At 65.5% G+C, this 23403-nt stretch carries 20 protein-coding genes and 1 pseudogene; 18 read left to right on the top strand and 3 right to left on the bottom strand.

Going from position 1 to position 23403, the window contains the following annotated elements; translation table 11 throughout:
• Nucleotides 1-20 precede the first annotated feature (20 nt).
• The 9 genes and pseudogenes from J2S71_RS11400 to J2S71_RS11370 all read left to right on the top strand — a co-directional run bounded on the left by J2S71_RS11400 (nucleotide 21) and on the right by J2S71_RS11370 (nucleotide 7690).
• Entirely contained in the window at nucleotides 21-914 is an 894-nt protein-coding gene (locus J2S71_RS11400; protein ID WP_021726096.1) for an SPFH domain-containing protein, read from the top strand.
• A 104-nt stretch (nucleotides 915-1018) separates the two neighbouring features.
• Nucleotides 1019-2056, top strand: a pseudogene (locus J2S71_RS12375) (helix-turn-helix transcriptional regulator); the annotation flags it as partial.
• A 687-nt stretch (nucleotides 2057-2743) separates the two neighbouring features.
• Nucleotides 2744-3334 (top strand): helix-turn-helix transcriptional regulator, encoded by a 591-nt coding sequence (locus J2S71_RS11395; RefSeq protein ID WP_307391997.1) that lies wholly within the window; start codon nucleotides 2744-2746, stop codon nucleotides 3332-3334.
• A gap of 89 nt (nucleotides 3335-3423) precedes the next feature.
• Nucleotides 3424-3903 (top strand): DUF2712 domain-containing protein, encoded by a 480-nt coding sequence (locus J2S71_RS12425; RefSeq protein WP_503122927.1) that lies wholly within the window; start codon nucleotides 3424-3426, stop codon nucleotides 3901-3903.
• Nucleotides 3904-3963: 60 nt separating this feature from the next.
• A complete protein-coding gene (locus J2S71_RS11390) occupies nucleotides 3964-4632 on the top strand; it encodes a flagellar basal body-associated FliL family protein (RefSeq protein ID WP_307391994.1) in 669 nt (222 codons plus the stop codon).
• Complete coding sequence (locus J2S71_RS11385) at nucleotides 4629-5477, top strand: hypothetical protein (RefSeq protein WP_307391992.1); 849 nt, start codon at nucleotides 4629-4631, stop codon at nucleotides 5475-5477. Before J2S71_RS11390 ends, J2S71_RS11385 begins: the two co-directional genes overlap by 4 nt.
• Nucleotides 5474-6310, top strand: coding sequence for a hypothetical protein (locus J2S71_RS11380; RefSeq protein WP_307391988.1), 837 nt, complete (start codon nucleotides 5474-5476; stop codon nucleotides 6308-6310). The genes J2S71_RS11385 and J2S71_RS11380 overlap by 4 nt, the downstream gene beginning before the upstream one ends.
• Nucleotides 6307-7035: an ATP-binding cassette domain-containing protein gene (locus J2S71_RS11375; RefSeq protein WP_307391985.1), complete on the top strand. Its 729-nt coding sequence runs from the start codon at nucleotides 6307-6309 to the stop codon at nucleotides 7033-7035. Before J2S71_RS11380 ends, J2S71_RS11375 begins: the two co-directional genes overlap by 4 nt.
• Nucleotides 7019-7690: a DUF5028 domain-containing protein gene (locus J2S71_RS11370; protein WP_307391983.1), complete on the top strand. Its 672-nt coding sequence runs from the start codon at nucleotides 7019-7021 to the stop codon at nucleotides 7688-7690. The genes J2S71_RS11375 and J2S71_RS11370 overlap by 17 nt, the downstream gene beginning before the upstream one ends.
• A gap of 23 nt (nucleotides 7691-7713) precedes the next feature.
• Here the strand turns inward: J2S71_RS11370 and J2S71_RS11365 are convergent, their stop codons facing one another.
• Nucleotides 7714-8355, bottom strand: a complete 642-nt coding sequence (locus tag J2S71_RS11365; RefSeq protein ID WP_307391980.1) for a thymidine kinase — start codon at nucleotides 8353-8355, stop codon at nucleotides 7714-7716.
• Nucleotides 8356-8554: 199 nt separating this feature from the next.
• On the opposite strand from J2S71_RS11365, the gene J2S71_RS11360 reads away from it, so the two are divergent.
• The 5 genes from J2S71_RS11360 to J2S71_RS11340 all read left to right on the top strand — a co-directional run bounded on the left by J2S71_RS11360 (nucleotide 8555) and on the right by J2S71_RS11340 (nucleotide 13728).
• Nucleotides 8555-9340, top strand: a complete 786-nt coding sequence (locus J2S71_RS11360; RefSeq protein ID WP_307391977.1) for a hypothetical protein — start codon at nucleotides 8555-8557, stop codon at nucleotides 9338-9340.
• A gap of 547 nt (nucleotides 9341-9887) precedes the next feature.
• Nucleotides 9888-10205: an Asp-tRNA(Asn)/Glu-tRNA(Gln) amidotransferase subunit GatC gene (gene gatC / locus J2S71_RS11355; RefSeq protein WP_021726262.1), complete on the top strand. Its 318-nt coding sequence runs from the start codon at nucleotides 9888-9890 to the stop codon at nucleotides 10203-10205.
• Nucleotides 10205-11719 (top strand): Asp-tRNA(Asn)/Glu-tRNA(Gln) amidotransferase subunit GatA, encoded by a 1515-nt coding sequence (gene gatA / locus J2S71_RS11350; protein WP_307391975.1) that lies wholly within the window; start codon nucleotides 10205-10207, stop codon nucleotides 11717-11719. The genes gatC and gatA overlap by 1 nt, the downstream gene beginning before the upstream one ends.
• Complete coding sequence (gene gatB / locus J2S71_RS11345) at nucleotides 11716-13284, top strand: Asp-tRNA(Asn)/Glu-tRNA(Gln) amidotransferase subunit GatB (RefSeq protein ID WP_307391973.1); 1569 nt, start codon at nucleotides 11716-11718, stop codon at nucleotides 13282-13284. Before gatA ends, gatB begins: the two co-directional genes overlap by 4 nt.
• 57 nt (nucleotides 13285-13341) lie before the next feature.
• The gene (locus J2S71_RS11340) at nucleotides 13342-13728 is read left to right on the top strand and encodes an arsenate reductase family protein (protein WP_307391971.1); all 387 of its coding nucleotides are present in this window, start codon (nucleotides 13342-13344) and stop codon (nucleotides 13726-13728) included.
• Here J2S71_RS11340 and thpR read toward each other — a convergent pair.
• Nucleotides 13725-14330, bottom strand: a complete 606-nt coding sequence (gene thpR / locus J2S71_RS11335; protein WP_307391968.1) for an RNA 2',3'-cyclic phosphodiesterase — start codon at nucleotides 14328-14330, stop codon at nucleotides 13725-13727. The two genes, J2S71_RS11340 and thpR, sit on opposite strands and share 4 nt — an antisense overlap.
• Before the next feature lie 186 nt (nucleotides 14331-14516).
• Between thpR and J2S71_RS11330 the strand changes: the two genes are divergently transcribed.
• Complete coding sequence (locus J2S71_RS11330; protein WP_307391965.1) at nucleotides 14517-15836, top strand: Mbeg1-like protein; 1320 nt, start codon at nucleotides 14517-14519, stop codon at nucleotides 15834-15836.
• Here the strand turns inward: J2S71_RS11330 and J2S71_RS11325 are convergent.
• Nucleotides 15752-16117, bottom strand: a complete 366-nt coding sequence (locus J2S71_RS11325; RefSeq protein WP_307391962.1) for a phage holin family protein — start codon at nucleotides 16115-16117, stop codon at nucleotides 15752-15754. The two genes, J2S71_RS11330 and J2S71_RS11325, sit on opposite strands and share 85 nt — an antisense overlap.
• Before the next feature lie 132 nt (nucleotides 16118-16249).
• Between J2S71_RS11325 and J2S71_RS11320 the strand changes: the two genes are divergently transcribed.
• From J2S71_RS11320 to J2S71_RS11310, 3 genes are all read left to right on the top strand, one after another.
• A complete protein-coding gene (locus tag J2S71_RS11320) occupies nucleotides 16250-16567 on the top strand; it encodes a YerC/YecD family TrpR-related protein (RefSeq protein ID WP_307391959.1) in 318 nt (105 codons plus the stop codon).
• A gap of 65 nt (nucleotides 16568-16632) precedes the next feature.
• The gene (locus tag J2S71_RS11315) at nucleotides 16633-19857 is read left to right on the top strand and encodes a PD-(D/E)XK nuclease family protein (RefSeq protein WP_307391956.1); all 3225 of its coding nucleotides are present in this window, start codon (nucleotides 16633-16635) and stop codon (nucleotides 19855-19857) included.
• On the top strand, nucleotides 19854-23300 hold the full coding sequence (locus tag J2S71_RS11310) for a UvrD-helicase domain-containing protein (RefSeq protein ID WP_307391955.1): 3447 nt from the start codon (nucleotides 19854-19856) through the stop codon (nucleotides 23298-23300). Before J2S71_RS11315 ends, J2S71_RS11310 begins: the two co-directional genes overlap by 4 nt.
• Nucleotides 23301-23403 lie beyond the last annotated feature (103 nt).

Genomic DNA, 23403 nt, shown 5'->3' with positions numbered 1-23403 from the left:
TACCCTTGGAGGTAGATGAGATGATCGCCACCATCGTTCTCGTCATCATCGTCCTGTTCGTGCTCGCCAACGGGCTCTTCGTGGTGCCCCAGCAGCACTGCGCCGCCATCGAGCGCCTGGGCAGGTTCAGCTCCATCCGCAGCGCCGGCCTCAACTTCAAGATCCCCTTCGTCGACCATGCGCGCCTCATCAGCATGATGACGCAGGACGAGCGCATGACCTTCGACGCCAAGACCAAGGACAACGTCACCATCGAGCTGGACGTCTCCATCCAGTTCCGCGTGGATGGCACGCCCGTGCAGGACATCATGCAGTCCGGCGTGTACCGCAGCATCTACACCCTCACCGACCCGGTGGGACAGATGAAGGACTACTTCGCTGACGCGCTGCGCTCCGAGATCCCCGCACGCACGCTCGAGGAGGTCTTCATCGAGAAGGAGGCCATCGCGAGCTCCATCGACCACTCCGTGGCCGACAAGATGCTGGCCTACGGCTACACCGTGGTGGCCACGCTCATCACGGCCATCCGCCTGCCCCAGGAGGTCCAAGAGTCGATGAACCGCATCGTCGCCTCCAAGAACAACCTCGAGAGCGCCACCAACGACGCCAACGCCGCCCGCCAGAAGACGGTCATCGCCGCCCAAGCCGAGGCGGAGGCCATGCGCGCCCGTGGCGAGGGCATCGCCAACCAGCGCACGGCCATCGCCGAGGGCATCAAGCAGTCGCTCGACACCATCCGCGACAGCGGCGTCTCGAGCCAGGAGGCCAACAGCCTCTTCATGTTCTCGCAGTGGACCGAGATGATGACGGACGTCAGCCACAACGGCGCCTCGACCATCGTGCTGCCGTCCGACTTCGACCAGACGACCTTCGCGCAGATGCTCACGGCCGAGCGGGCGAAGGGGCGGGGGTAACCCATCCTTTTCTTCATATGGAGTAGGATGCTCGTGAGCCTCCTGATGGGGATCTGTGGTTGGGACGAATATCCGTGACACATCGTGCTAGAGGGACATGTGGGATGGGGAGAGCCCTGCTCTGCCAGGGGCTCCCTTGCTTGTTGGTGTCTACCCCGTTCTGTCTGGTTTCGGGCAGAAATCCTGCCTTGGCAGGCGTGAGGCCGTTTCTTGCCATGGGCCTAGCGATTGGTTGCCTCATTCCCCTGAGAAGGAACAGTAGCCTCGGGAGGAGAGCCGTAGGTCTGGCATGCGTAGCGTCTCTCGTCCTCGGGGCCCTTCCAGAGTGGCTGCTTGTGCCTTGCGATGTGATAGGGGAGCGCTCGCAGGGCATCTTTGCTTTGGAATGGTATTATGTCTTCCGTAATGTTGGGATTTATGTACAACCCCTGTTGATGCTTGTTGCATCGGCTTGTTGCGCGCTTACGATGCGCAGGGGCATCCAAGGTGATGATGGTAACGAGAGTGTTTTATCACCCATCCCGTCAGCTTCATTGCTGCGATTTTTGGATGGCGTAGCAACGGGATATCTCGTCAACTTCGTGTCTTACGTCCTCTTTGCCATTGTCTCGCAGCAGCCATATGACGTCCGTCTCTTGTTGGGGGCAGAGGCTTTGCCCCTGCTTGTATGCCTCCTCGCATGGAACGCTCCCCTCGCTGGAGACGCAGGGGATGCCATCGTCGTGCAGGACGCTGCCGTTACTCCATCCTTGTGGGGGCTTTCGCTTGGCCTTGTGATATGGGCCGCTCTCCTTCGTGTCGTTCCCCTGGGCAATCTGCACTCGTGGCTCTACGTGACCTGTGCGATCGTAGCGGCATGTTGGACGCTCGTACGCCTTATCCGTGCGCATGTTGCTATCGGATGGCCTTTCCTGGTTAGGTCGAGCGAGAGTGACCCAACATGCTCTGCGCACACTCCAAACGCGAGACAGTCGGTAGGGGATATACTATCCGTCTATGGGCTGGCACCGCGCGAACTTGAGGTCGCCTCCCTTTCCCTGGCGGATCTGTCCTCATCGGATGTGGCACGGCGTCTTGGCATACGGCCTTCCACGGTACGCGCTACCATGCGGCGTGTGTACCGAAAGGCCCACGTGGCCAATCTTGCCGCACTCCGGCAGCTGGTCAGGCCAACTGTCCCCCAATGTGCTGCCTCGACTATACATGGGAGGGATGATTTGGGAGGAGGGCATGAGAATGACCGGTTCGCGCATGGTAGCCTCTGGAGCGGCCTATTGCTGATGCTTGCCGCGCTGTGCGGCTCCATACTGCTTTTGCCAGTCGAGGTTTCCCGGTTGCCCTGGGGCTCCTGGCGCCCATTCGTGTATGGTTGTGCCCTTGCGCTCTTCCTGCTGGCACCCCTGCCGATGTGGTTTCGAGGACGATGCCAACAGGAGAGGGATACGCTTGATGCTGTCCGTTGCGTGTGTCTTGGATTGGGGTTCATAACCCTTTTTCTTGCTGCCTGGCCTGGCGTGAGGGCTGGGCTCATGAACGGGCCAGTTGTTCTGATGCTGGCCTTTGTTGGTACCCTGCTTGTAGGCGTCCCATATCTTGTGGACATACTGCCACGGGTCGATAGGGTGCGTTCTCGTTACATCGATGTGCCACTGTGCACCATGCTGCCATTGCTCTCCCTTGTCGTGGGGCTTTCGTGGGAAGAGCTGTGGCGCGGCACCGCCTGGTATTCGATTGCCACCGAGCTTGTGGTGTTTGAGCTCCTTTGTGTCGGTGGCCTGATTCTCATGGTGTCTAGCCGGCATCGCTGTCATGCTATCCTGCTGGCTATCATGATTCTTCTGGTGCTGGCGGCTCACCTACGGGTCGCGCTCTTTGTTGGGGCCCTCTGTGCGCTGATATGGCTGCTGTGCGAAGGGCTTCGTGCCCGTGTCCTTGACACGAGGATCGTGACTGCCGTCATTGCCTTCGGTGCCCTGGGGATTCTTGGTGGGGACTTCCTGGTGGACCTCCTGGGCTTCTATCTGGTAGGAAATGACGTCCTTACTGCCCCCTTCGGCGGGAGGGCTGCCTTTGGGGCCATCGTCTCCAGTCTTGGTTATGTGCTTTCGAGCCTGTATGGCCTGCTCTGTATCGCTGCCTGCCTGCGCACCCAGCGCAATGCTCAGGTGCTAGAGCTGTTAGGCGAGCAGCCATCCTCCGAGGAAAGACTCCGCTATACGCTCCGTGGTCGAGGCCTCACCCATATCCAAGAGGATGTGGTGCTCGGCATCCTCCGTGGGCAGACATCTGCTCAGATTGGGTTGGCTCTCCACTATTCGCGTGGGGCGATAAACACGGCACGGGCTGCCGCCTACAAGAGGCTTGACGTCCATAGCCGCTCCGAGTTGATTGCCACGTTGCACCAGTTGAGCGGCTTGTAAACAGGCCCATTTCCCATTCTCATATCGCGTGACTACAGACGGGATGCCCATAGGCCGTCACTGTGAGGCATGGGCGCCCAATCATTTCGATGGTTAGAGAGATGGAGGACAAGATGTATGGCAGGAAAAGGTTCGGTGTGCTTGTCATGGCAGTGGCCTTTGCTGTGGCACTCCTGGCACAACCTGCGACGCCCGCACAGGCAAAAGTAGAGACTACGCAGGACTCTGTTTTCTCCTTCTATTTTAGTGGAGCTGGTACCACCCAAGGCACTAATTGGCGAAGCAAAGATACCTACAGCTCTACGTACATCAATGTCACTTACATGAGGGGCAATGCTCCGCGCATGTATGTGGATGGGTCAAGCTACAGCTCGGGGTACGGTGAGCACAACTGCACGAATGGCGGCTATGTGCGGGTCCCCGGTCTTGGTAAGTACGAGATTCACAATAGCGTACGCGAGAGCGGGTATCGCTTTGCACGCCTGACGGGCTGGGCAGACAGCGGATGGGGTTCCATTTCGGGAGCCTGGAGTCCTGACTGTGCCGGAAACTATGCTGACTTGAACTAGCCACCAACGAGCGCGGGCTGAATGGCAGCATGCCATTCAGCCCTTCTGATGGGGGGATTCGTGAGAAGGAAAGAGGTCGTGGCCATTCTCATTCTGGCGGTGGCGTGCATTGTCGGTGGGCTGGGCTATTGGGGCTTTCAGCGATATCAGGCCATGAGCTATGAGCAGGAAATGGAACAGCGGAGAGATGAGGCCCCCGTCTATAGCATGGGCGAGACGTTTACGTATGCGGAGGCCTCTGATGAGGGCGGGGAGGGCTCGAGTTCCTTTGAGGGCAGCCTTCAGCTCTGCATCACTGACGCCGTGCTCTATCAGGGGCCAGCCCAGGCGGCGGGCGATGGCACATGGTGGAAGGACAGCTCATATCGGGAGACAAGCTTTTTTGCCGACGATGCGGAATCAGGTGACAGCTCGAATCTACTGGTCTTTCGAGTCACCATCAAGAACATCGATGCCAGACCCCTCAGTTCTACGGAAACGGGCCAGGTTCTTTTCTTTCTTGATTCAATCGTGCACCTCAGTCCGAGTAACGAGATTGTCTACCTTGATCCCGACAGGGATGGGGACGAGAGCGGCTACTTTTCCCTTGACGCTGGAGAGGAGCGGGAATTTGTGGTTGGGGTGGTCGTACAGCCAGATGCGGACTCATTCACGTTCTCAAACGGTGAGGGATGGGGATACCGCGTCAACTGCACGTTCACGGACAAGCGTCAGGAGGGTGCAGCATGATTAGGCTCGTTCGACTTGAGCTGGGCAAGGCTCTCAGCAACAGGTGGTTTGTCATTGCCTTAGTCGTTGCCTCGCTCCTTGCCGTCGCCTCTGCCATAGAGGCGATCAGTACGGTTATGGTCAGCAGCTCGCTCAACCCCCTGAGCAGGGAGTGGAATGGCCTGTCTGCCATGGGTGCGTATGGGCAATGGGTCTTTGTGTCCGCGAACATGTCCTGTGAGATATTCTTTCAGGTGCTGCCGCTGCTCGCTCTCGTCCCCTATGCCATGTCGTTGCGCACGGAGACGATTGATGGGGTGCTCAATCAGATGTACGTTCGGAGCAGTCGGGGGCGCTATCTCTGTGCCAAGTGCCTCGCTGCCTTTGTAGCAGGGTTTCTCGTTGCGGCTGTGCCCCTCATGTTGAATCTGGTTGTTTTGGCGTGTGCCCTGCCTGGCTATACGCCTGAAGTGATTGACGACCTCTACTTTGGGCTCTCGGAGGGTGAGGCGCTTGTCTCTCTGTTCTTTGGGGCCCCATGGGCCTATGTGCTCGTGAACACCCTCATAGACGGCTGCCTCTGTGGCTTGTGGGCCGTGTTTGTGCTGGGCGTCTCATGCCTGGTGGACAATCGCGCGCTCCTGTTGGTTGGTGCCTATCTCTCACTGTTGATGATCAAGTACGCTAACGAAAATGTGTTCGGAGCGTTGGGGATCAATGGGTTCCGCTTCAACCTCATTGACATGCTGCGCAGTTGGTCCCTGACATACACCAAAAGTATGGTTGTGGTTTGCATAGTGCTTGTGTTCCTTCTTGCCACAGCTGTAGCTATCCTTCGCGCCCAGAGGGACAGTGATGTCCTATGAGGCTGCTCGCATGCATGCGCATGGATTTGAGTGAGGGGTTCCGCGAATCGTACAAGCGGATGATCCTTGTCATGCTCGTTGCCCTATGCATCATCGTTGTCTCGATCGTGCGGATCGCGTCCTTCGGGCTGGATATCCCAGCGCTCTCATGGGGAGACGGACTGGTGGCATGCTTCGGTGGCATCAGGGTGTTCGATCCGGCGCGCGACCGTTTCCTTCCATTTCCCACCACCTGGCTGTTCATGCTCGGCTCGATACTCTACGTGACGTTCTCATATCCCTATCGTGACCTCATGGGCTTTGGGAGAGGTGTGCTCATCGCGTCCGGGGGTCGACGCACGTGGTGGGTCTCCAAGTGCATCTGGACAGCTGTCTCTACCCTTGTCTGCTTCTTGCTCGTGGGCATCGTCTGTCTGCTCTCCGCACTTGTTCTGCGGGGCAGACTCTCTCTTGGCATCGATCAAGACGTCTTCGAGCACCTGCTGCTCGTGCCCATGGATGCTGACCCACCCGTAGGCATCGTGGGTTTCGTGCTGTCTGTGCCTTGTCTGCTGGTGGCGCTCTCCCTCATGCAGATGGCGCTTGCCCTCATGATTGGCCCCGTACTGAGCTTTGGCGCGACCATGGCACTTCTTCTGGCATCTGCCTACGCGTTCAACCCTCTGCTTCCTGGCAACTATCTCATGGCTGCCCGGACGCACGGGACTGTCTTGGAGGGAATGAGCCCGTTTTGTGGCATGGCCCTTGCCGCGTGCATTGCCCTCATCAGCATCGTGGTAGGGGGCATGTACTTCTCTCGTATGGACTGCATCAACAAGGAGTATGCGATATGAGTGGCACACATTTCTCCACTGCAGGTACCCATGAGGGTACGGGCCGGGGTGTCCATGTTGTGGTATCCCATCTCACAAAGCGTATCCGTGGAGTCGAGGTGCTCTCGGACATCTCCCTTGAGGTGCCGCCGGGCTCCACCGTTGGCCTCTCCGGTGCCAATGGTTCGGGAAAGACCATGCTCATGCGCGCGGTGCTTGGTCTCATCCGCCCAAACTCCGGCGAGGTGCGCGTGGACGGAAAGGTTGTGGGGAAAGACATCTCCTTTCCGCCAAGTGTTGGCGTGCTTCTGGAAGGGCCAGCTTTCCTTGCATCGCGGAGCGGACTTGAGAACCTTCGACTGCTTGCCTCGGTGCGCGATGTTGCGACTGAGGAGGATTGCCTTGCCGTGTTGCGTGACGTTGGTCTTGACCCCAGAGACAGGCGTCCCTTCAGGAAGTACTCGTTGGGGATGAAGCAGCGTCTGGGCATCGCAGGTGCACTCTTGGAGCGACCCAGCCTCATCATTCTCGACGAGCCCACGAACGCGCTGGATGCATCTGGCGTGGAGATGGTGACACGGCTGGTGCGACGCGAACAGGGGCGTGGCGCGACCATCCTGCTCGCCTGCCACGCCTCTGCCATTCTGCATGAGCTTTCCGATGAAATCTACGCTATGGCCGAGGGACACGTGGACGGTCACGAGAGCTTTGTGAGAGGGGAGGAGCACGATGGCGCGGAACACTAGGCGCATAGCTGCCATTCTCATTGTAGTGTCTGTATGTGTCATCGCCCTGGTGGCGCGTATATGGGTCGTCAATGCGACGGCAATCACGATTCCCAAGGAAGCGTACAGTATGGGGGAGACTGTCTCTCTTGATGGGGCCTTCTCGGAGTACAAGACGGAGAACACGGATGGATATAGCCTGCGCATCAACGCTGCCCATCGCATGTCGATCCAAGAGTACCTCGACACTTACGCCGTGAGTTCCCCAACAGAAGAGGCATCGTATGCCATTCCCAATGATGTGACTGATTCCCAGGCCAAGACGTTGCTGGTGCTTGACGTTGAAATCATCAACAACAAGTCCCAGGATGACGAGAGGGGATATCTGGACTCTCTGGGGTGGTCCATCGCGAGTGCCCGTCATCCCGAACAATGGATTCGCGTTGAGAACGGCCTCCTCCAGTGCTCTGTTCCACAGATTCAGGGTGAATTCAGACTATCCATCAAACCACAGACGACTTACCTTCTGCACGTGCCCTTTGCCGCGGGCAGAACGAATGCTCCCTTCCCATCCTCCATCGATGATACGTACATACCGGAACTCGATGCGGGGAGCTATGAGTTTATTGTTACAAAAGCACCCATACGGAAAGTAGTTGGCTTCGTTGTCGACTGACGATCGACTCCTGTGCGTATTGGTTAAGGGTGACTTGTGACGACTCGCAGCGCTATGCGCCGTAGGCCATCCTTCCCGCCGTAGGCCATCCTTCCCGCGCGGATCTGATAGAAGCAGTCCGCGCAGACGGAGACGTACCTGATGTCGCTCTGGTCATCGACCTCCACCTGCCTGTCGTCGAAGGTGGCGCGCCCCCTCACAAGGCGCAGGTTCATCGTGGCCTTGCGCCCGCAACGGCAGATGGTGCGCATCTCGCGGATCTCGTCGGCAAGCTCCAGCAGGCGCGAGGCGCCCGGGAAGCCCCGTCCGGCGAAGTCGATCTTGAGGCCGTAGCACATGCAGGGGATGTGCAGCTCGTGGACGGCCTGGTGCAAGCGCTCCGCCTGACGAGGCGACATGAACTGTGCCTCGTCCATAAGGACGCAGCTCGACTCGGGCAGGGCGCGGCGCATCAGCCCATACGTGTCGCCGTGCGGCCCCATGAGCACGTCCGCCTTGCGCACGACGCCCAGGCGGCTCACCACGTTGGTGTTGCCCCTGGTGTCCGTGACGAGCTTCATGATGGTCACGTGCATTCCGCGCTCCTCGTAGTTGTGCGCAACCTGCAGGAGACTCGTGGACTTTCCGCAGTTCATGGCCCCATAGATGAAGTACAGCTTCGCCACCGTCGCCCTCCTGGCCCCCGTGCCTGAGGCGCATCGTACCGTGCCACCTTCGACGTGCGTTTGGTATGATAGCCGCGTTTGGGCGAGGGCGCCCTCGCGTGCGGATGACTGGAGCGAATTCCCATGGCCTCTTCTCTGTTTGCGGTTCGGATGCATAGCACGTCGCCCCTCACTACCAGCAGGGACGAGCGATAGCGTCATGGCACAGGGAACCCCTCGGAGGCGGAGCACGCACCCACGCACCGCATCGCGCAAGCCGGCCCCCCGGCCAACGGCGCGACGGCCATCTGGCTCTGTACAGGGGACGTCCCGTCAAAAGCCAAGGCCGACGCCATCGAAGGCTGGCACCGCCCGCCGGCAGGCTGGCCCGGCCAAGAGGCGCACCATCGCCGCCCGTGCGCGGCGGCCTCGACAGGAGACGGCGCACCCCCGGCGCTCCGCAGGACACGGGTCGACGGATCGGGAGCGCGACGAGCGCTCCCATGACCGCGCCACCCACCAGGGCTACGAAGGCTACGATGCGTATGGCGACGGCGGCTACGACTCTGATGCGTATGACGCCTATGCGGATCCTCGGGGGCGTGACTCCCTCCGTCTTGGGGAGCATCCCGTGCTCCTGCTGACCATCGTGCTCTATGCCGTGGTGTGGGTGCTCGCACTCGTACGGTTCTGGCAGCTCACGCCTGCGGGTGGGGTCCTGCGCTGGGCGCTCACGTACCTGTATGGGCTGATGACCGTCGCTGGCTTTTCCGCATCGGCCGCCATGGGGTCCCAGCATGTGTGGGGCCCGCGGCGCTGGCTCGTGGTCCCCTTGGCCGGCCTGCTCGAGATGGTGCTGGTCCTGTTCACGCTGGCGCTCTACCACGGCGTTGACATCGAGGTGGCCACCCTGCCGCTGTACTGGTACCTGCTGCTGGGCATGTTCGTCTCGTTGCTGGGCATGCTGGGGGGCCTCCTGCTGACGCACACGCGCAGGGAGGGCTAGGCGCCGTCGCGCGGGGTCGCCTTGCTGCGCGGGGTGGGCCTCCCGATGGGCGTGGCGCACGGCAGTGCGCGTTTGGGGCCCAAGTGCGTGGCCCTGTGGCCTGCGGGGCGCGAGAACCGTCCGGATTTTGGACGTATGCGGGGCGATTTCCCTCCATGGAGGCCCGAACCTTGCCGCCATACGTGCTGGAAGGACGCGATGTGGCGCCGCCCAGCACGCACTTGGGCCCCAAACGCTCCTGCTCGAAGGTTTCGGGCGTGGGATGGGGCGTCCCCGTCCCTCGTGGGCGGCACGTGGCCCGCGCCGAGCGGGTGGTGGGACGGCCGGGAGGCGCGGTCGTGGGACACATCGCGCCCACGGAACGAGGCGATGCGCCTCGCCTTATGTTGCGGTGCCGTCTCGGCTGGAACGAGACGTCGCGCTTCTGGGCGTCCTTGTCTAGAATGATCAGGGACTCCCATTCCCGGGGTCCCGAAAGACGCCTTTCAGGGGAGGGGACGGCGATCGGGCCAGGGGCCTGCGTCGTCCCGCCCGTATCGGAGGAGACATGGCACTTTCCAAGGAGACGGTGGCCGGCATCGCCGACTACGCCCGCATTGCCCTCGATGACCAGGAGCTCGAGGAGATGACCGCCTACCTGAACGAGGCGGTCGGGATGCTCGGGCCCATCCGCACGTACGACCTGGACGGCGTGGAGCCCACCTACCATCCCATCGGCGACCTCTCCAACGTGATGGGGGAGGACGTGGTGGACGATGCCGTTCGCGCGCTGCCCCTCGACGTGGCACTCGACAACGCCGGCTCCACGAGCGGCCGCTACTTCCGCGTGCCCTCCATCCTGGGTGATGGGGGAGGCGATCGCTGATGGCCAACCTCGATGCCCTTTCCGCCGCGCAGATCGCGGCCGGCGTCGCAGGGGGCGCCTTCTCGGCGACCGAGGTCGCCCAGGCCTCCCTCGATGCCATCGAGGCGCGCGATGGGGAGGTGCAGGCATTCCTGCAGGTGTCTGCCGACCTGGCCCTTTCCGTTGCCGCCACGACCGACGCCGCTCGCGCGGGGGGCAGGCCGCTCGGTCCGCTTGCCGGCGTCCCCGTCGCCTTCAAGGACAACATGCACCTTGTGGGCACGCGCACGACCTGCGCCTCCAGGATGCTCGAGCACTACGAGTCCACCTTCACGGCCACCTGCGTCCAGCGCATGCTCGATGCGGGCGCGACGCCCATGGGCAAGGCCAACATGGACGAGTTCGCCTTTGGCTCCTCCACCGAGTCGAGCGCCTTCCATCCCACGCGCAACCCCTGGGACACCGCGCGCGTCCCTGGTGGTTCCTCGGGTGGCTCCGCCGCTGCCGTGGCCGCCGGCGAGGTCACGGTCTCCCTCGGCTCCGACACGGGCGGCTCCATCCGCCAGCCGGCGAGCCTGTGCGGCGTGGTGGGCATGAAGCCCACCTACGGTGCCGTGAGCCGCTACGGCGTGGTGGCCTTTGGCTCCTCGCTCGACCAGGTGGGACCCCTCGGCCGTCGTGTGGAGGATGTGGCCCTGACCATGAATGCGCTCACCGGACCCGGTCGGGACCCGTTCGACTCCACGAGCCAGGACTGCCCCGTGGACTTCCTGGAGCATCTCGATGACCCCATCGGGGGCCGTAGGATAGGCGTGGTGCCCGAGCTCCTGGACGTTGCCGGCCTCACGGACGAGGCCAGGGAGGCGGTCGCGCAGGCCCGCGCCATCCTGGAGGATCAGGGCGCCCGCATCGTCGAGGTGGAGCTCCCCAACATCGCCTCCTCCATTGCCGCCTACTACGTGATCGCCCCCTGCGAGGCGTTCAGCAACCTCGCGCGCTTTGATGGCGTGCGCTATGGCTACCAGGAGCCGGGCTGTTCTACGCTGGCCGAGCAGACGGCGCTCTCGCGCGCCCATGGCTTTGGCGAGGAGGCCAAGCGCCGTCAGATGCTGGGCGCCTACCTGCTCTCCAGCGGCGTCTATGACCAGTACTACTACCCGGCCCAGCAGGTGCGCACGCTCATCACGCAGGACTACGTGCGCGCCTGGGAGCAGTGTGACGTCATCCTCATGCCCACGTCCCCGCGCACGGCCTTCAGGTTCGGCGAGATCAGCGACCCAACGCAGATGTACGCGTCGGACATGTTCACGATCTCCAGCAACATCGCGGGCAACGGCGGCATCTCGGTTCCCCTGGGCCTGGGGTCCGCCTCGGGCCTGCCCGTCTCCGCGCAGCTGCAGGGGCCGGCCTTCAAGGACCGCTCGCTCCTCACGTTTGCGCGCGCCATCGAGCGGGGCGTGGACGCGGGCCTTGGGCTGGGTCAGGGCGCCCCCGTCGCACCGGGATGCGCCGGGAAGGGGGGTGAGCTCCGATGAGGAAGCTCCAGGACGTCCTTGAGGACTGGGAGGCCGTCATCGGCCTCGAGGTGCACACCGAACTCACCACGCTCGACACCAAGATGTTCTGCGACTGCCGTCTCTCCCACGATGACGAGCCCAACACCAACGTGTGCCCCGTCTGCCTGGGCATGCCGGGGGCGCTCCCCGTGCCCAACCGCAGGGCCGTCCAGTCCATCGTGATGGCGGGGCTGGCCACCAACTGCCAGATCCAGCGCCACTCCCTGTTCTACCGCAAGCACTACTTCTATCCCGACATGGCCAAGAACTTCCAGACCACGCAGGGGCCGGTCGCATTCTGCATGTATGGACACCTGGACCTGGACGTGACGGGCGAGGGCGCCCGGGAGCGTCCCGACCACGTGATGACGGGCACCGATGTCGTGGCCGCCCACGACGCCGCCGCCCCCCTGACCGTGGACAAGGCGGCGGACGGCTCCTACACCGTGCCCATCCGCATCCTGCGCATCCACATGGAGGAGGACGCCGCCAAGATGGTCCACTCCGGTGGCGAGGAGGGGCGCATCACCGGCGCCTCCGAGTCGTTCATCGACTACAACCGCTGCGGCACGCCCCTCATCGAGCTCGTCACCGAGCCCGACCTGCGCACGCCCGAGGAGGCCCGCCTCTTCATGGAGAGGCTGCAACAGACCTTCCGTACGCTGGGCATCTCCGACTGCTCCCTGGAGTCGGGGTCCATGCGCTGCGACGGCAACATCTCCCTGCGTCGCCGGGGCACGAGCGCGTTGGGCACCAAGACCGAGATGAAGAACATCAACTCCTTCAAGGGCCTGCACGACGCCCTCGCGTACGAGATCTGCCGCCAGGCCGAGGTGCTCGAGGAGGGTGGCACCATCTATCAGGAGACGCGCCACTGGGAGCCCAGCAACAGGCGCACCGTGGTCATGCGCGTGAAGGAGACGGCGGATGACTACCGGCTGTTCCCCGACCCCGACCTGGCACCGTTCGACCTCACGGACGAGTTCATCAATGACGCTGCCGCCCGCATCCCCGAGCTGCCCGACGCCAAGCGCAATCGCTATGTGGCCAGCTTTGGCCTCAAGCGCGCCGATGCGGCCCAGATTGCGGGCGATCCTGCGGTCGCGACGCTCTTCGAGGAGGCGGCCGAGATGGCCGGCGAAGGGGTGGCGCCGACGGTGGCCAACGTGGTCGTCAACCTCCTGCCGGCATGTGGTGCCATCACGGCCGCGCAGACGGCAGGCATCGCTCGACTGCTGGCGGCCGATGCCATCACCTTTGCCCAGGCGCGCGATGTGCTCGATGCCGTGGACGGCACGGACGAGGATCCCGAGCGGGTCGTGGACGAGCGGGGCCTGCGGCAGTCCACGGACACCGGGACGCTCGAGCCCGTGGTGGATGCGGTGCTCGCCCGCTGCACCGAGCAGGTGAGGCAGTATCGCGACGGCAACAGGAAGGTCGTGGGCTACCTCGTGGGCCAGTGCATGAAGGCCTCCAAGGCCACTGGCGTCAAGGGCAACCCCAAGCTCTTCAACGAGCTGCTGACCGCCAGGCTGGAGGGCTAGAGGGGCGCCTCGACCCCCTCGAGTCACGTGCAGGCATCCCCGAAGGAAGGACTCCCCATGCCCCACGACAAGCTCCTCGTGCTGTGCCATCCCCGATGCTCCACTTGCAAGAGGGCCCTCGTCTGGCTGGACGCCCACGGCATCGCCTACGCCTGTCGCGACATCTCCCGGGACAACCCCACGGCAGACGAGCTTGCCACCTGGCAGGCGGCGTCCGACCTGCCGGTGCGCCGCCTCTTCAACACGAGCGGGAGGCTCTACCGCGAGCAGAACGTGAAGGCCCAGCTGGACGCCGGCATGAGCGATGAGGATGCCTTGGCGCTGCTCGCAACGGATGGCATGATGGTCAGGCGCCCGCTGGTGGTGGGCACGAGGGCTGACGGGACCCCGTTCGTGCTCGTGGGTTTCCGAGAGGCCCCGTGGTCAGAGGCGCTGCTGTCCTAGGGTCGTGCTCCCAGGGCAACCGTGTGGATGGGCGTGTAGGTAAGCGAGCCGCCTTCGGGATGGTGGCTCCACATGAGGATCACCTCGTCATGGTGCGTCGTGAAGGTCGCACGTTGGGCCGAGAGCCTCTGCTGGTCTGTGGTGGCACGCGCCCCACGTACGAGCGTCACGTGGGGCGTGAAGGTCTCGCTGCCAAAAGGCAGCCCGCGTGCGTCGAGTTCGCGAGCGATGTCGGCACGAAGGAGGGCAAGCTCCTGGGGAGCGTCGCCCACAGGGCCACACCAGACGATGGAGTCGCGGCGCCTCTCGAAGGTGTCGATGCGGCCAAGCGTGAGCTCGATGCCCTGCCGGGCATCCTCCACCTGGCGGTTCCAGGTCGCCACGGCCTGGTCGAGGGCCTCGCGCGCCGTCCGCTCCTGGCAGGCGTCGCAGGGACCGATGTAGCAGAGGGTGAGGTGAAGATTATCGCGACTGGTGGGCCTGCCCTTGGTCAGCTGTGCGAGGATCCACTCCTGGCAGGCCATGAGCTCACCGCTCGCCTCGCCCGAGAAGCGCAGGGCCGCGAAGAGGCGCTTTGTCGATGGGCTTCCATCATCAGTCATGGGGTGCTCCCAGTGGACGACCATACGGCGAAATGCCGACTGCATGCCAGCCGATCACGTACCCTTCAAGGCTACCATACGCAGTACCGGCGCCGCAGGCACCCCCTGTCGCTCCCTCCTCGGACGGACGCGTCCCTTGGAGGTCGGGCGCATGCGGGTCGGGGTGTGCACGGACGGGAGGTCGGCATGGCAAACATCAATGACTACCTCACATGGCGTGGGGACCTCACCCTCGCGGAGCGTCCCTTCAACGACGTGGACAACCTCGTCTGCTCCGTCCTGTCCTATGTTGACTTCATGGGCATCGTTCCTCGGCCTGGCGCGGGCACCATCACGGTGGCCGAGGCATGTCGCATCCTGCTCGACAGGGCAGGGGATGACCTTACGCCCTACGTGCACTCGTTTGCCAAGGTGGGCAGCGCCTACCTCAGGGCGCTGGGCTCATCGGCACGCTTTGGTGGCGCAGGTCTCCACGACTACGTGGACGTCATCGATCCCGACCGTTCACTCCAGTTTGGTGCGCTCACCATGGACGTGGCGCCAGGGCTGTCGTTCGTCTCGTTCCGCGGCACCGATGGCACGCTCGTGGGGTGGCGGGAGGACTTCATGCTGTCCTTTCGGGTGACGGAGGCGCAGCGTCAGGCCACCCGCTACCTTGCGGCTGCCGCGCAGGCCGCCGTGGCACGCGACTCCCACCTGTACGTGGGCGGGCACTCCAAGGGAGGCAACCTCGCCTCGTTCGCGGCAGCATCGGTGCCGCCTGAGCTCTCCGATCGGCTCCTTGTCGTGTGGAGCAACGATGGCCCGGGCATGGACCCGGCCATCATGCCCCATGGCCCCTTCGCCCTGCTGGGCAACCGCCTTCGCCGCATACAGCCAGCCTACAGCGTCGTGGGGCAGCTCTTTGACCGGCCGGAGGAGCCCCGGCTCTATGTGCGCAGTGACGCCCGGGGCGCCCTGCAGCACGATCCCATGAGCTGGCAGGTGACGCCCGATGGGCTGTGCGTCGCCGAGGGGTTGCTGCCCGAGTGCGTGCTGGTCGACAGGGTCTTCGCGAACTGGATTGGCGACATGCCCATGGAGCGGCGCATCGCCCTCACCGACCAGCTCTTCGACGCCCTGGGAGCGGGCGGGGCCACCACCTTCGACGAGATCATGTCCTCGCCGCGCGGTGCGCAGAAGGTGCTTGCCGCCATGGGGGAGATCGACCCCCTCACCAGGCGCGTCATCAACGACCTTGCGAGACAGGCGCTCTCTGCCACGACCGACACCGTCCGCGAGGCCGCGGGCACTGCCGCGTCGATCGCCATGACGGTGGCACACGACATGCCGGCCCGCGTGCTGGGCAAGGCGATGGGCGCCGTGCGCGAGGTGGCAGGCGAGCGCCTGGCGCGCACGGCCGACGCCACTCCGGAGACGGCTCAGTCCCCCAAGCCGCCAAGCAGGAGGGAGACGAGCGAAATCACGATGGCCGCCGCGAACGCCGAGCCGAACGATGCGATGTAGATGCCCGCATGGAAGAGGCCGCGCGAGAGGAAGCTCGCCAGCTCGAGCAGGAGGGCATTGACCACCACATAGAAGATGCCCAGCGTGACGATCGTAAGGGGAATCGAAAGTGCCTGCGCCAGCGGCTTGATCGTCACGTTGACGAGGGCGAGCACCAGGGCGAAGGCGAGGGGGCCGATGAAGCTGCCCCCCACGGTCTCAAAGCCAGGGACGAGTACGGCAGCCACGGCGACGGCGATGGTCGTCACGATCCAGCGGCCAAAAAAGCTCATCGAGGACATGGAAGCTCCCTTCGTGTGTGTTGTCACAACGATATACCTACCGGCTGTCGGATGGTCGCCCGATGCGCCCCATCGATCGCGCGCTCCATTACGCTAGAGTGTGGCTGACCATTCCGGGCGCAAGGAGCGGGCTTGCCAAAGCATCATCAAAGCAACAGGGAGAGGAACCTCGTCCGCCTGTGCCGCGCACTGTGCTCGCTGGACAGCGAGGGCGCGGCGCGCAGCCTGCTGAGCGACCTGTGCACCACGCGTGAGGTCGATGACCTCGCGCAGCGCCTCGAGGTCGCGATGCTGCTGGCGCGGGGCGCCTCCTACGCGAGCGTCTCGGGCGAGACGGGCGCCTCGTCCACGACGGTAAGCCGGGTGAACAAGTGCCTCCACGGCGGTTCGGGCGGCTATCGCCTGGTGCTGGAACGCCTGGGGGAGCGATCCGGCGAACGCGCCGGCTGACCGGTGTCGCCCGGTCGCGCTACCATGCCCATAGGATTCACGAGGGAGGCCGTGGTGGGGGAGTCATGTCGCTGTGCATAGTGAGGACGACCGACGAGCGTCTGGTGAGCGATGCCGTGGTGGCGACGCTCAAGGAGGCGCTTGCGACACAGGGGCGCGCCACCCTGCTGGTGCCGGACCTCACGACGCAGCTCGTCGCCGCGCGCGAGCTCTCCCGGCATGCGGGGCTGTCGCTGGGAGTCACCATAGCCACGCCCTCCGCGTGGGCCCGTGAGCGCTGGGAGGTGTGGGGGGACGGTTCCAGGGTCATCGAGGGTACCGCCCGTGCCATTCTTGTGGGCCAGGTGCTTGCGCAGGCAACCCCTGAGGAGCGGGGTGGCGTGGAGGCAAACCCCGGCACCGGGCATCTGATGCAGGACCTTGCGCGGCGGGCGCTCCCCTGGCTTCCCATGGGCGCGCGCGCCGCCACCCACGCGGACGCCCTCGAGCGCTGCACCGAGGCGGAGCGGAGCGTCATTCGTCTGGTGGGCACCTATGCCACCCGCGCGCGCGAGCAGGGCCTCGTCGAGGAAGGTGAGGTCATGGCCAGCCTTCCCGACACGCTTGTACGGCAGGGCGTTGCGGTCCCCCCCATCGTGGCGGTGGGCATGGCCATGCTGCCGCGCGCAGAGCGCGAGCTCTTGGCCGGCCTTGCTCGGCTGACGGCCGTGCACCTGCAGGTGAGAGCCTACGGTTCCCAGGTGGATGCCGCTGGCGACGCGGTCCTGGCCGACCTCGTGGCGTCGGCGCGCTCGCGGGGCGTGGAGGTGTCCGAGCGCAGGTGTGCCGCCGGGTGGCATCCTCGTCGTGCGGACGAGCTGACAGGCGTGCTGCGGTCGCTGTTCTCTGGCGGGGAGGGCGGTGTGGGGCCCACCGGTGCGGTCACGCTGCTCGAGGCGGCGGGCCCAACGGCGGAGGCCGAGCTCGTCGCGCGTCACTGTGCCGCGCTCGCCCGCGCGGGTGCCGCGCGGATCGCCGTGAGCGCGCCCGACACGGCGCGCGCCTGGCGGGAGCTGGCTCCCAAGCTCCAGGCGCGGGGCATCTCGGCGCGCGCTCGGCTTGTGCGGCCCTGTGGCCAGACGGAGGCGGGACGCGCGCTGACCGGATTCATGCGAGGCGTCGCCCGTCTCGCCGCGCTTGACGCCACATGGCCGGCGCCCGAGCGCGTGGAGGAGGGCACGCTCGTCCGCTTGGGCAGCATGGAGTGGTGGCCCCCCTCGAACCTCATCGACTTTCTGCTCTCGGGCGTCTCCCGCGTCCCCGTGGGCAGGGCGTACCGGCTCGACGCCTCGTGGCGCAGGGATCGCCTGCTCACGCCCGCCGATGTCCTTGGCCAGCTGCAGAACGGGAAGCTGACCTCCGCCACCGTCGCCCATGCCACACGCGAGCTGCTACGGGGCCGTGTGGGTTCCATGGCCTCCAAGCTGCTCGCACCCTGTGGCGCTGGCGACAGGGCCACGTCCGATGCGGCGGCGACGGTGCCCGACGGCCCGGGTGCCCTTGCGGAGGCCGAGGCGACGGGCGTCCTGACGGCCGTGCTGGATGTGGCCGGTACCCTCAGGGAGCTGGGCATCATGGCCGGTCCGGCGGCCGAGGGGGACGTCGGCCTCGAGACGCTCGTGGACGTCTGCTGCCGTGCGCTCGAGGCCCGGCCCCTTCGGGTCAGGCCGCAGGTCGTCGTGCCCGGCGCATCGTGCGTCGTGGATGTGATGGATGCCCCCGCGGCGGCGCGCCTTGACCCCGGCTCCGTCGACGCGCTCGTCTGCTGTGGCCAGACATCCGAGGAGGCTCCCGTCGGCACCGGGGACGACGTCCTGACGGCGCTCCTCGAGACGCTGGGCGTCGAGCCGCCCCTGAGCCCCATGGACCTGTCGCGCGCCCGCTTTACCGCCACGCTCGCCGCACCCACGCGGCAGTTCGCGCTCGAGTTCGTCACAAATGACGCGGACGCCAGGCAGGCATACCCCTCCGTGATGCTCACCGAGCTGCTCGCCTGCTATGGGCAGGACGCCCGAGGGGCACTGCCTGTGGAGACCCGTGACGAGCTGGGCGCCGCGGAGAACGTCTCACCCTGCGGTGCGCCTGCGCCGCAGGGGGTGGAGCAGGTCGCCCCCGCCGGGCGGATCGATCCCTCCAAGCGGCCGTTCATCGTCGTGCCCCAGGAGGGGAGTCTCGTGGGGCTGGTCGATGGCAAGCCGCAGCTCTCCGCCTCGCAGCTCGAGTCGTACCTCGAGTGCCCCTACAAGTGGTTCAGCCTCCGTCGCCTGAGGCTGGGGACGGTCGATGCGGGCCTTGGCGCCCTGGAGATGGGCGTCTTTGCACATCGCGTGCTGGAGGTCACGCATCGTGCGCTGCTCGACGACGCCCTCGAGGCTCTTGCCGCGGCGGGCGAGCCCCTGCCCGATGTCGCCGCCCATCCGGAGCTCAGGGTGCCGGGATCGCGGGTGAGCGACCACGATGCCCTTATGCTCGGACGTGCCCGCGAGGTGCTGGACGAGGAGTTTGCGGCGCACCTGCGCCATCAGGGCATCCGTGAGGGAAAGCGCAAGCGCCCGCAGTCGTTTGTGCCGCATACGGCGCCTGAGGAGGGCATGCTCGCCACGCTGCACAAGGACCTCCTCTCGCTGCTCGACTACGAGTCCACGATCTTCGTGGGGTACGAGCCGCGCCACTTCGAGTGGGACTTCGGCCGAGGAGACGACCTTGTGGAATATGCGGGAGCCTACCTCAGCGGCACCATCGACCGCGTGGACGTGGATGCCCATGGCCAGGCGGTGGTGATCGACTACAAGCACAAGAGCCCTGCCACGTTCGGGGACGAGTACGCCGCCTTTCCCAAGGAGGGCCCCGCAAAGGATGGCACGCTCGAGCTTCCCCGCAGGGTGCAGTCGCTCATCTATGGCCAGGTCGTGCGCCGCCGTCACCCCGATCTCAAGGTGGTGGGTACCGTCTATCTGGCCACCAGGGGGGACCATGCGATCGCGGGGGCCGTGCGCGAGGATGCGTGCGAGAGGGTCTTTGGCCCCCACCTGCCCGGAGCCAAGGCGCTTGCGCGCATGGCGGTGCCGGAGGGGGCGACCTTCCGGGCGGGGGAGGCCCGGGGCATGGATGGCCTGCTTGATGCCACCGAGGAGCTCATCGGGGCAAAGGTGCAGGAGCTGCTCGAGGGAAGGATCGAGGCGCGGCCCAGGGACCGGTATGCCTGCGAGTACTGTCCGGTGATGAACTGCGAGAGGAGGCTGAGCTCATGAGTGGCCTTGACCTCTCGGGCCTCAACGATGGCCAACGGTCCATCGTCACCACGCTGGACGAGCCTCTCTTCGTCGAGGCGGGTGCCGGTTCGGGCAAGACGTTCACGCTCACGCAGCGCATAGCGTGGGCACTCTCGGAGGGGTCCGGGCCAGACGGCAGGCCCTTCCTGGACGATCTCTCGCAGGTGCTCGTCATCACGTTCACGCGTGCCGCTGCGCGTGAGATCAGGGAGCGCGTACGCTCCAGCCTGCGTGCGTTGGGCCTGCGGGAGGCGGCCCTCTCGGTGGACTCCGCCTGGATCAGCACCATTCATGGCATGTGCTCGCGCATCCTCAAGCGCCATGCGCTCGACCTGGGGCTTGACCCCGGCTTCTCCATGGCGTCCACGAACGCAGCGGACGAGCTGCGCCGTCGGGCGCTCTGGGACGTGGTGGGCGAGGCCCATCGCGGCACCAACGAGAGCGCGGCGCTGGCAGCCGCCTTCGACCAGTTCGACTTCGGCGTACAGGGGCCACGCGGCGACTCCGGCGTCCTCGGCATGGTGGACGACATCATGCAGGCGGCTCGGAGGTGTGGCTACGATGCGCTGACGGTGCCGCCCGCCGCCGATGTCGACGAGCTCATGGGCTCCCTCCGTGCGAGCTATGGGACCCTGGTGGCCGACGGGCTCACGGACAAGGCCCGCGCGGTCATAGGGCCCTCCCTTGAGGCCTTGGACGCCTTCGCCCGGCTGCCGCCCGGCAGGCGTACGGCAGAGGAGGCACGCCGCGTTCTCGAGCGGGTGAGCATTCCCAAGGGTCGGCCCACCTGCATCAAGGAGGCCCTGTCCGCCGCCAGGGCCGACCTCGCCCGCGCCAGGCTCGAGCTCGCGCTGATGGACATGCGTCCTGTCGCCAAGGAGCTCATCGGGCTTGCCCGTGCGGCGGACGAGCGCTATGCGCAGGCCAAGCGCGAGGCCTCGCTGCTTGATGACGATGACCTCGTCACCCTGGCCCTGCGCGCGGTAACGTCGTCTCCCGAGGTGGCGCGAGACTATGAGGGCCGCTTCCACCTCGTGATGGTGGACGAGTTCCAGGACACCGACGCCCAGCAGCTTGAGCTCATAACCATGCTTGCGGGGAAGGGCGCCCGGCACCTCGCCACCGTGGGCGATGCCCAGCAGTCCATCTACCGCTTCCGTGGGGCGGACGTGAGTGTGTTCAGGGGTCGTGGGGAGGCGCTGCCTTCCCGTGAGCACATACGCCTTTCGACCAACTATCGCAGCCATGCGGATGTGCTCTCGTTTGTCGACAGGGTCTGTGGGGGAGCCCGAGGCCTGCTGGGGGGCTTCATGCACCTCGATGCCGATCCCGGGCGTCCGGATGGGTATCACTGCCCGGACATTCCGCGCGTGAGCATCGAGATTGCGAGTGGTACCGCCGCGCTGGCCGACCGGCGTCGTGTGCTTGCCCTGGGCATCGCCGATCGTCTCGCGCGCTACCGGCAGGCAGGCGAGCGGCCGGGGGACATGGCGCTCCTCCTGGGTACCACATCGCATGCCGAGCTCTACATAGACGCCATTCGGGCGTGTGGCCTCGAGTGCATCGTCACGGGGGGCTCGACGTTCACGGATGCCCCTGAGGTCAGGGTGGTCGCGGCGCTCCTGCATGCCCTGGCGAACCCGCGGGATACCCAGACGGGTCTGTTCCCGCTGCTGTCCTCGGAGATGTTCGAGCTCGACGCCAACGACTTCGTGCAGCTGGGCACGCGCCCGCAGGCCGTTCTTGACGCACCGACCAAGCGACCTATCGACGTCGGCCTGCGTGACATGGTCTTCTTCCATGGGGACAGGCCCTCCAGGCGCCTCTCCCGCGCCCACGAGGTGCTCTGCGAGGCGTGCCGGCTCCTCTCCGCGCTGCCGGTCGCGGACGTGTGCCTGCGGGTCATCCGCGGGTCGGGATGGCTCTCCCGCCTGGAGCGGGAGGGTGCGGCGGGGAGGTCGCGCGAGGCGAACGTGCTCGCGGCCGTCCGCTACGTGCGCGAGCTCACGGAAGACCTTGGCCTGGGGCCGGCACGGGCGGCTCTGGAGTTTGACCGCTGGCTCGCGCTGGCAAAGGTTCCCCCGGCGTCGCTTTCGGGCGGGGAGACCACGGCCGTGCGCGTCATGACCATCCATGCCTCCAAGGGCCTCGAGTTCCCCATCGTGGCCGTGGCGGAGTGCTGGGACAATCCTAGGATGCGCTCGCGCGTCATGATGGACGGCCCAGGCGATGCGGGCACGTGTCCCGTGGTGCTCATGCCCAAGGGCGTGCCTCGGCAGTCCGCGGCGTCTGCCTGCGATGACCCCCGCACGCTGGGGGAGTGGTTCTCCTGCCTGCGGGGGCGCTCGAGGGCCGAGGAGGAGGCGGAGAGGACACGCCTGCTGTACGTCGCGCTCACGAGGGCTCGTGAGGCTCTGATCGTGGGCGTCTACTGCAACGTCACCAAGAGGGGACTGGCACCCACGCTGGCGGGGGGCCTCCTGGACGCCCTCTATGGAGGCACGCTGCCTGGGGTGGGACGGTCCTCCCTCGACTTTGGGGGAAAGGCCGCGGCGTCCGTGCGCCGCGTCGAGGTCACGAAGGCGACCGGTGGTCCCGTGGTCGATTCCGCCGGTACGCTGTCCCTGCCGGAGGGGGGGATGTCGGGCACGGCATGCTCCGCGAACGATGTGCCCGAGGCGCGCGCCTTCACGTTCTTTGGGGTCGAGTCCGATGCCGCCCTGCCCGCAACGACCCTGTGGACGCCGCGTGAGGGGGTGTTCAGCTACTCCTCGGCCCATGCGCTCATGGACGACGGTGCGCCCGCCCCCTCCGTGCGGGTGGGGCGCGCGGCCCAGGACGAGGCCGCGGCCGCGCCGGACGATGCGGACAAGGCCACCAACCTGGGCTCCGCCTTCCACGAACTCGCGCAGTCGCTTGTGGAGTGTGGGGCGGACGTCCCCTGCGCGGAGCGTGTCGCCGCGAGCAAGCGCCTCTGGCACCTCTCCGAGCGTGCGGGGGCGCGCCTGGATGCGGCCCTTGCCCGTTGGTGTGCCTCCTCGCTGCGACGCGAGGTGTGCCGCCACGGCCTCGTGCGTGCCGAGGTGCCGTTCTTCCTGGCCGTTGGCTCCTCGTTCGGCGATTATGTGGAGGGGGCCATCGACCTTCTGGCCACCGACCCCGACGCCCCCGATGCGCTCGTGGTGGACTACAAGACGGGCGATCGCGCTCTCACGCTCGCAGAGATCGAGGCGCGCCATCGCATGCAGGCCAACTTCTATGCCTACGTGCTCATGCAGTGCGGCATGGAGCGCGTGACGTGCGCCTTCTGCTGCGTCGAGCTCGATGCGGGCGAGCTGGGGGGCACTCCCGGCGAGCCGGTGGTCGTGCGCTATGCGTTCGATGGAAAGCACCAGCCGAGGATCGGGCAGACCGGCGGCTAGCCACGGAGTGGGGCCTCCTGACCCGTGCGCTCGCATCCGCGGCGGTCGGCACGGCACGAGATGGACGTCGTATGGGAACGTGCGTTCCTCGAAATGCGGTTTA

The organism is Olsenella profusa DSM 13989 (assembly GCF_030811115.1).
GTDB lineage: Bacteria > Actinomycetota > Coriobacteriia > Coriobacteriales > Atopobiaceae > Olsenella_F > Olsenella_F profusa.
The sequence above is the reverse complement of the archived record's forward strand: the minus strand, read 5'-3'. Positions and strand labels throughout refer to the sequence as shown.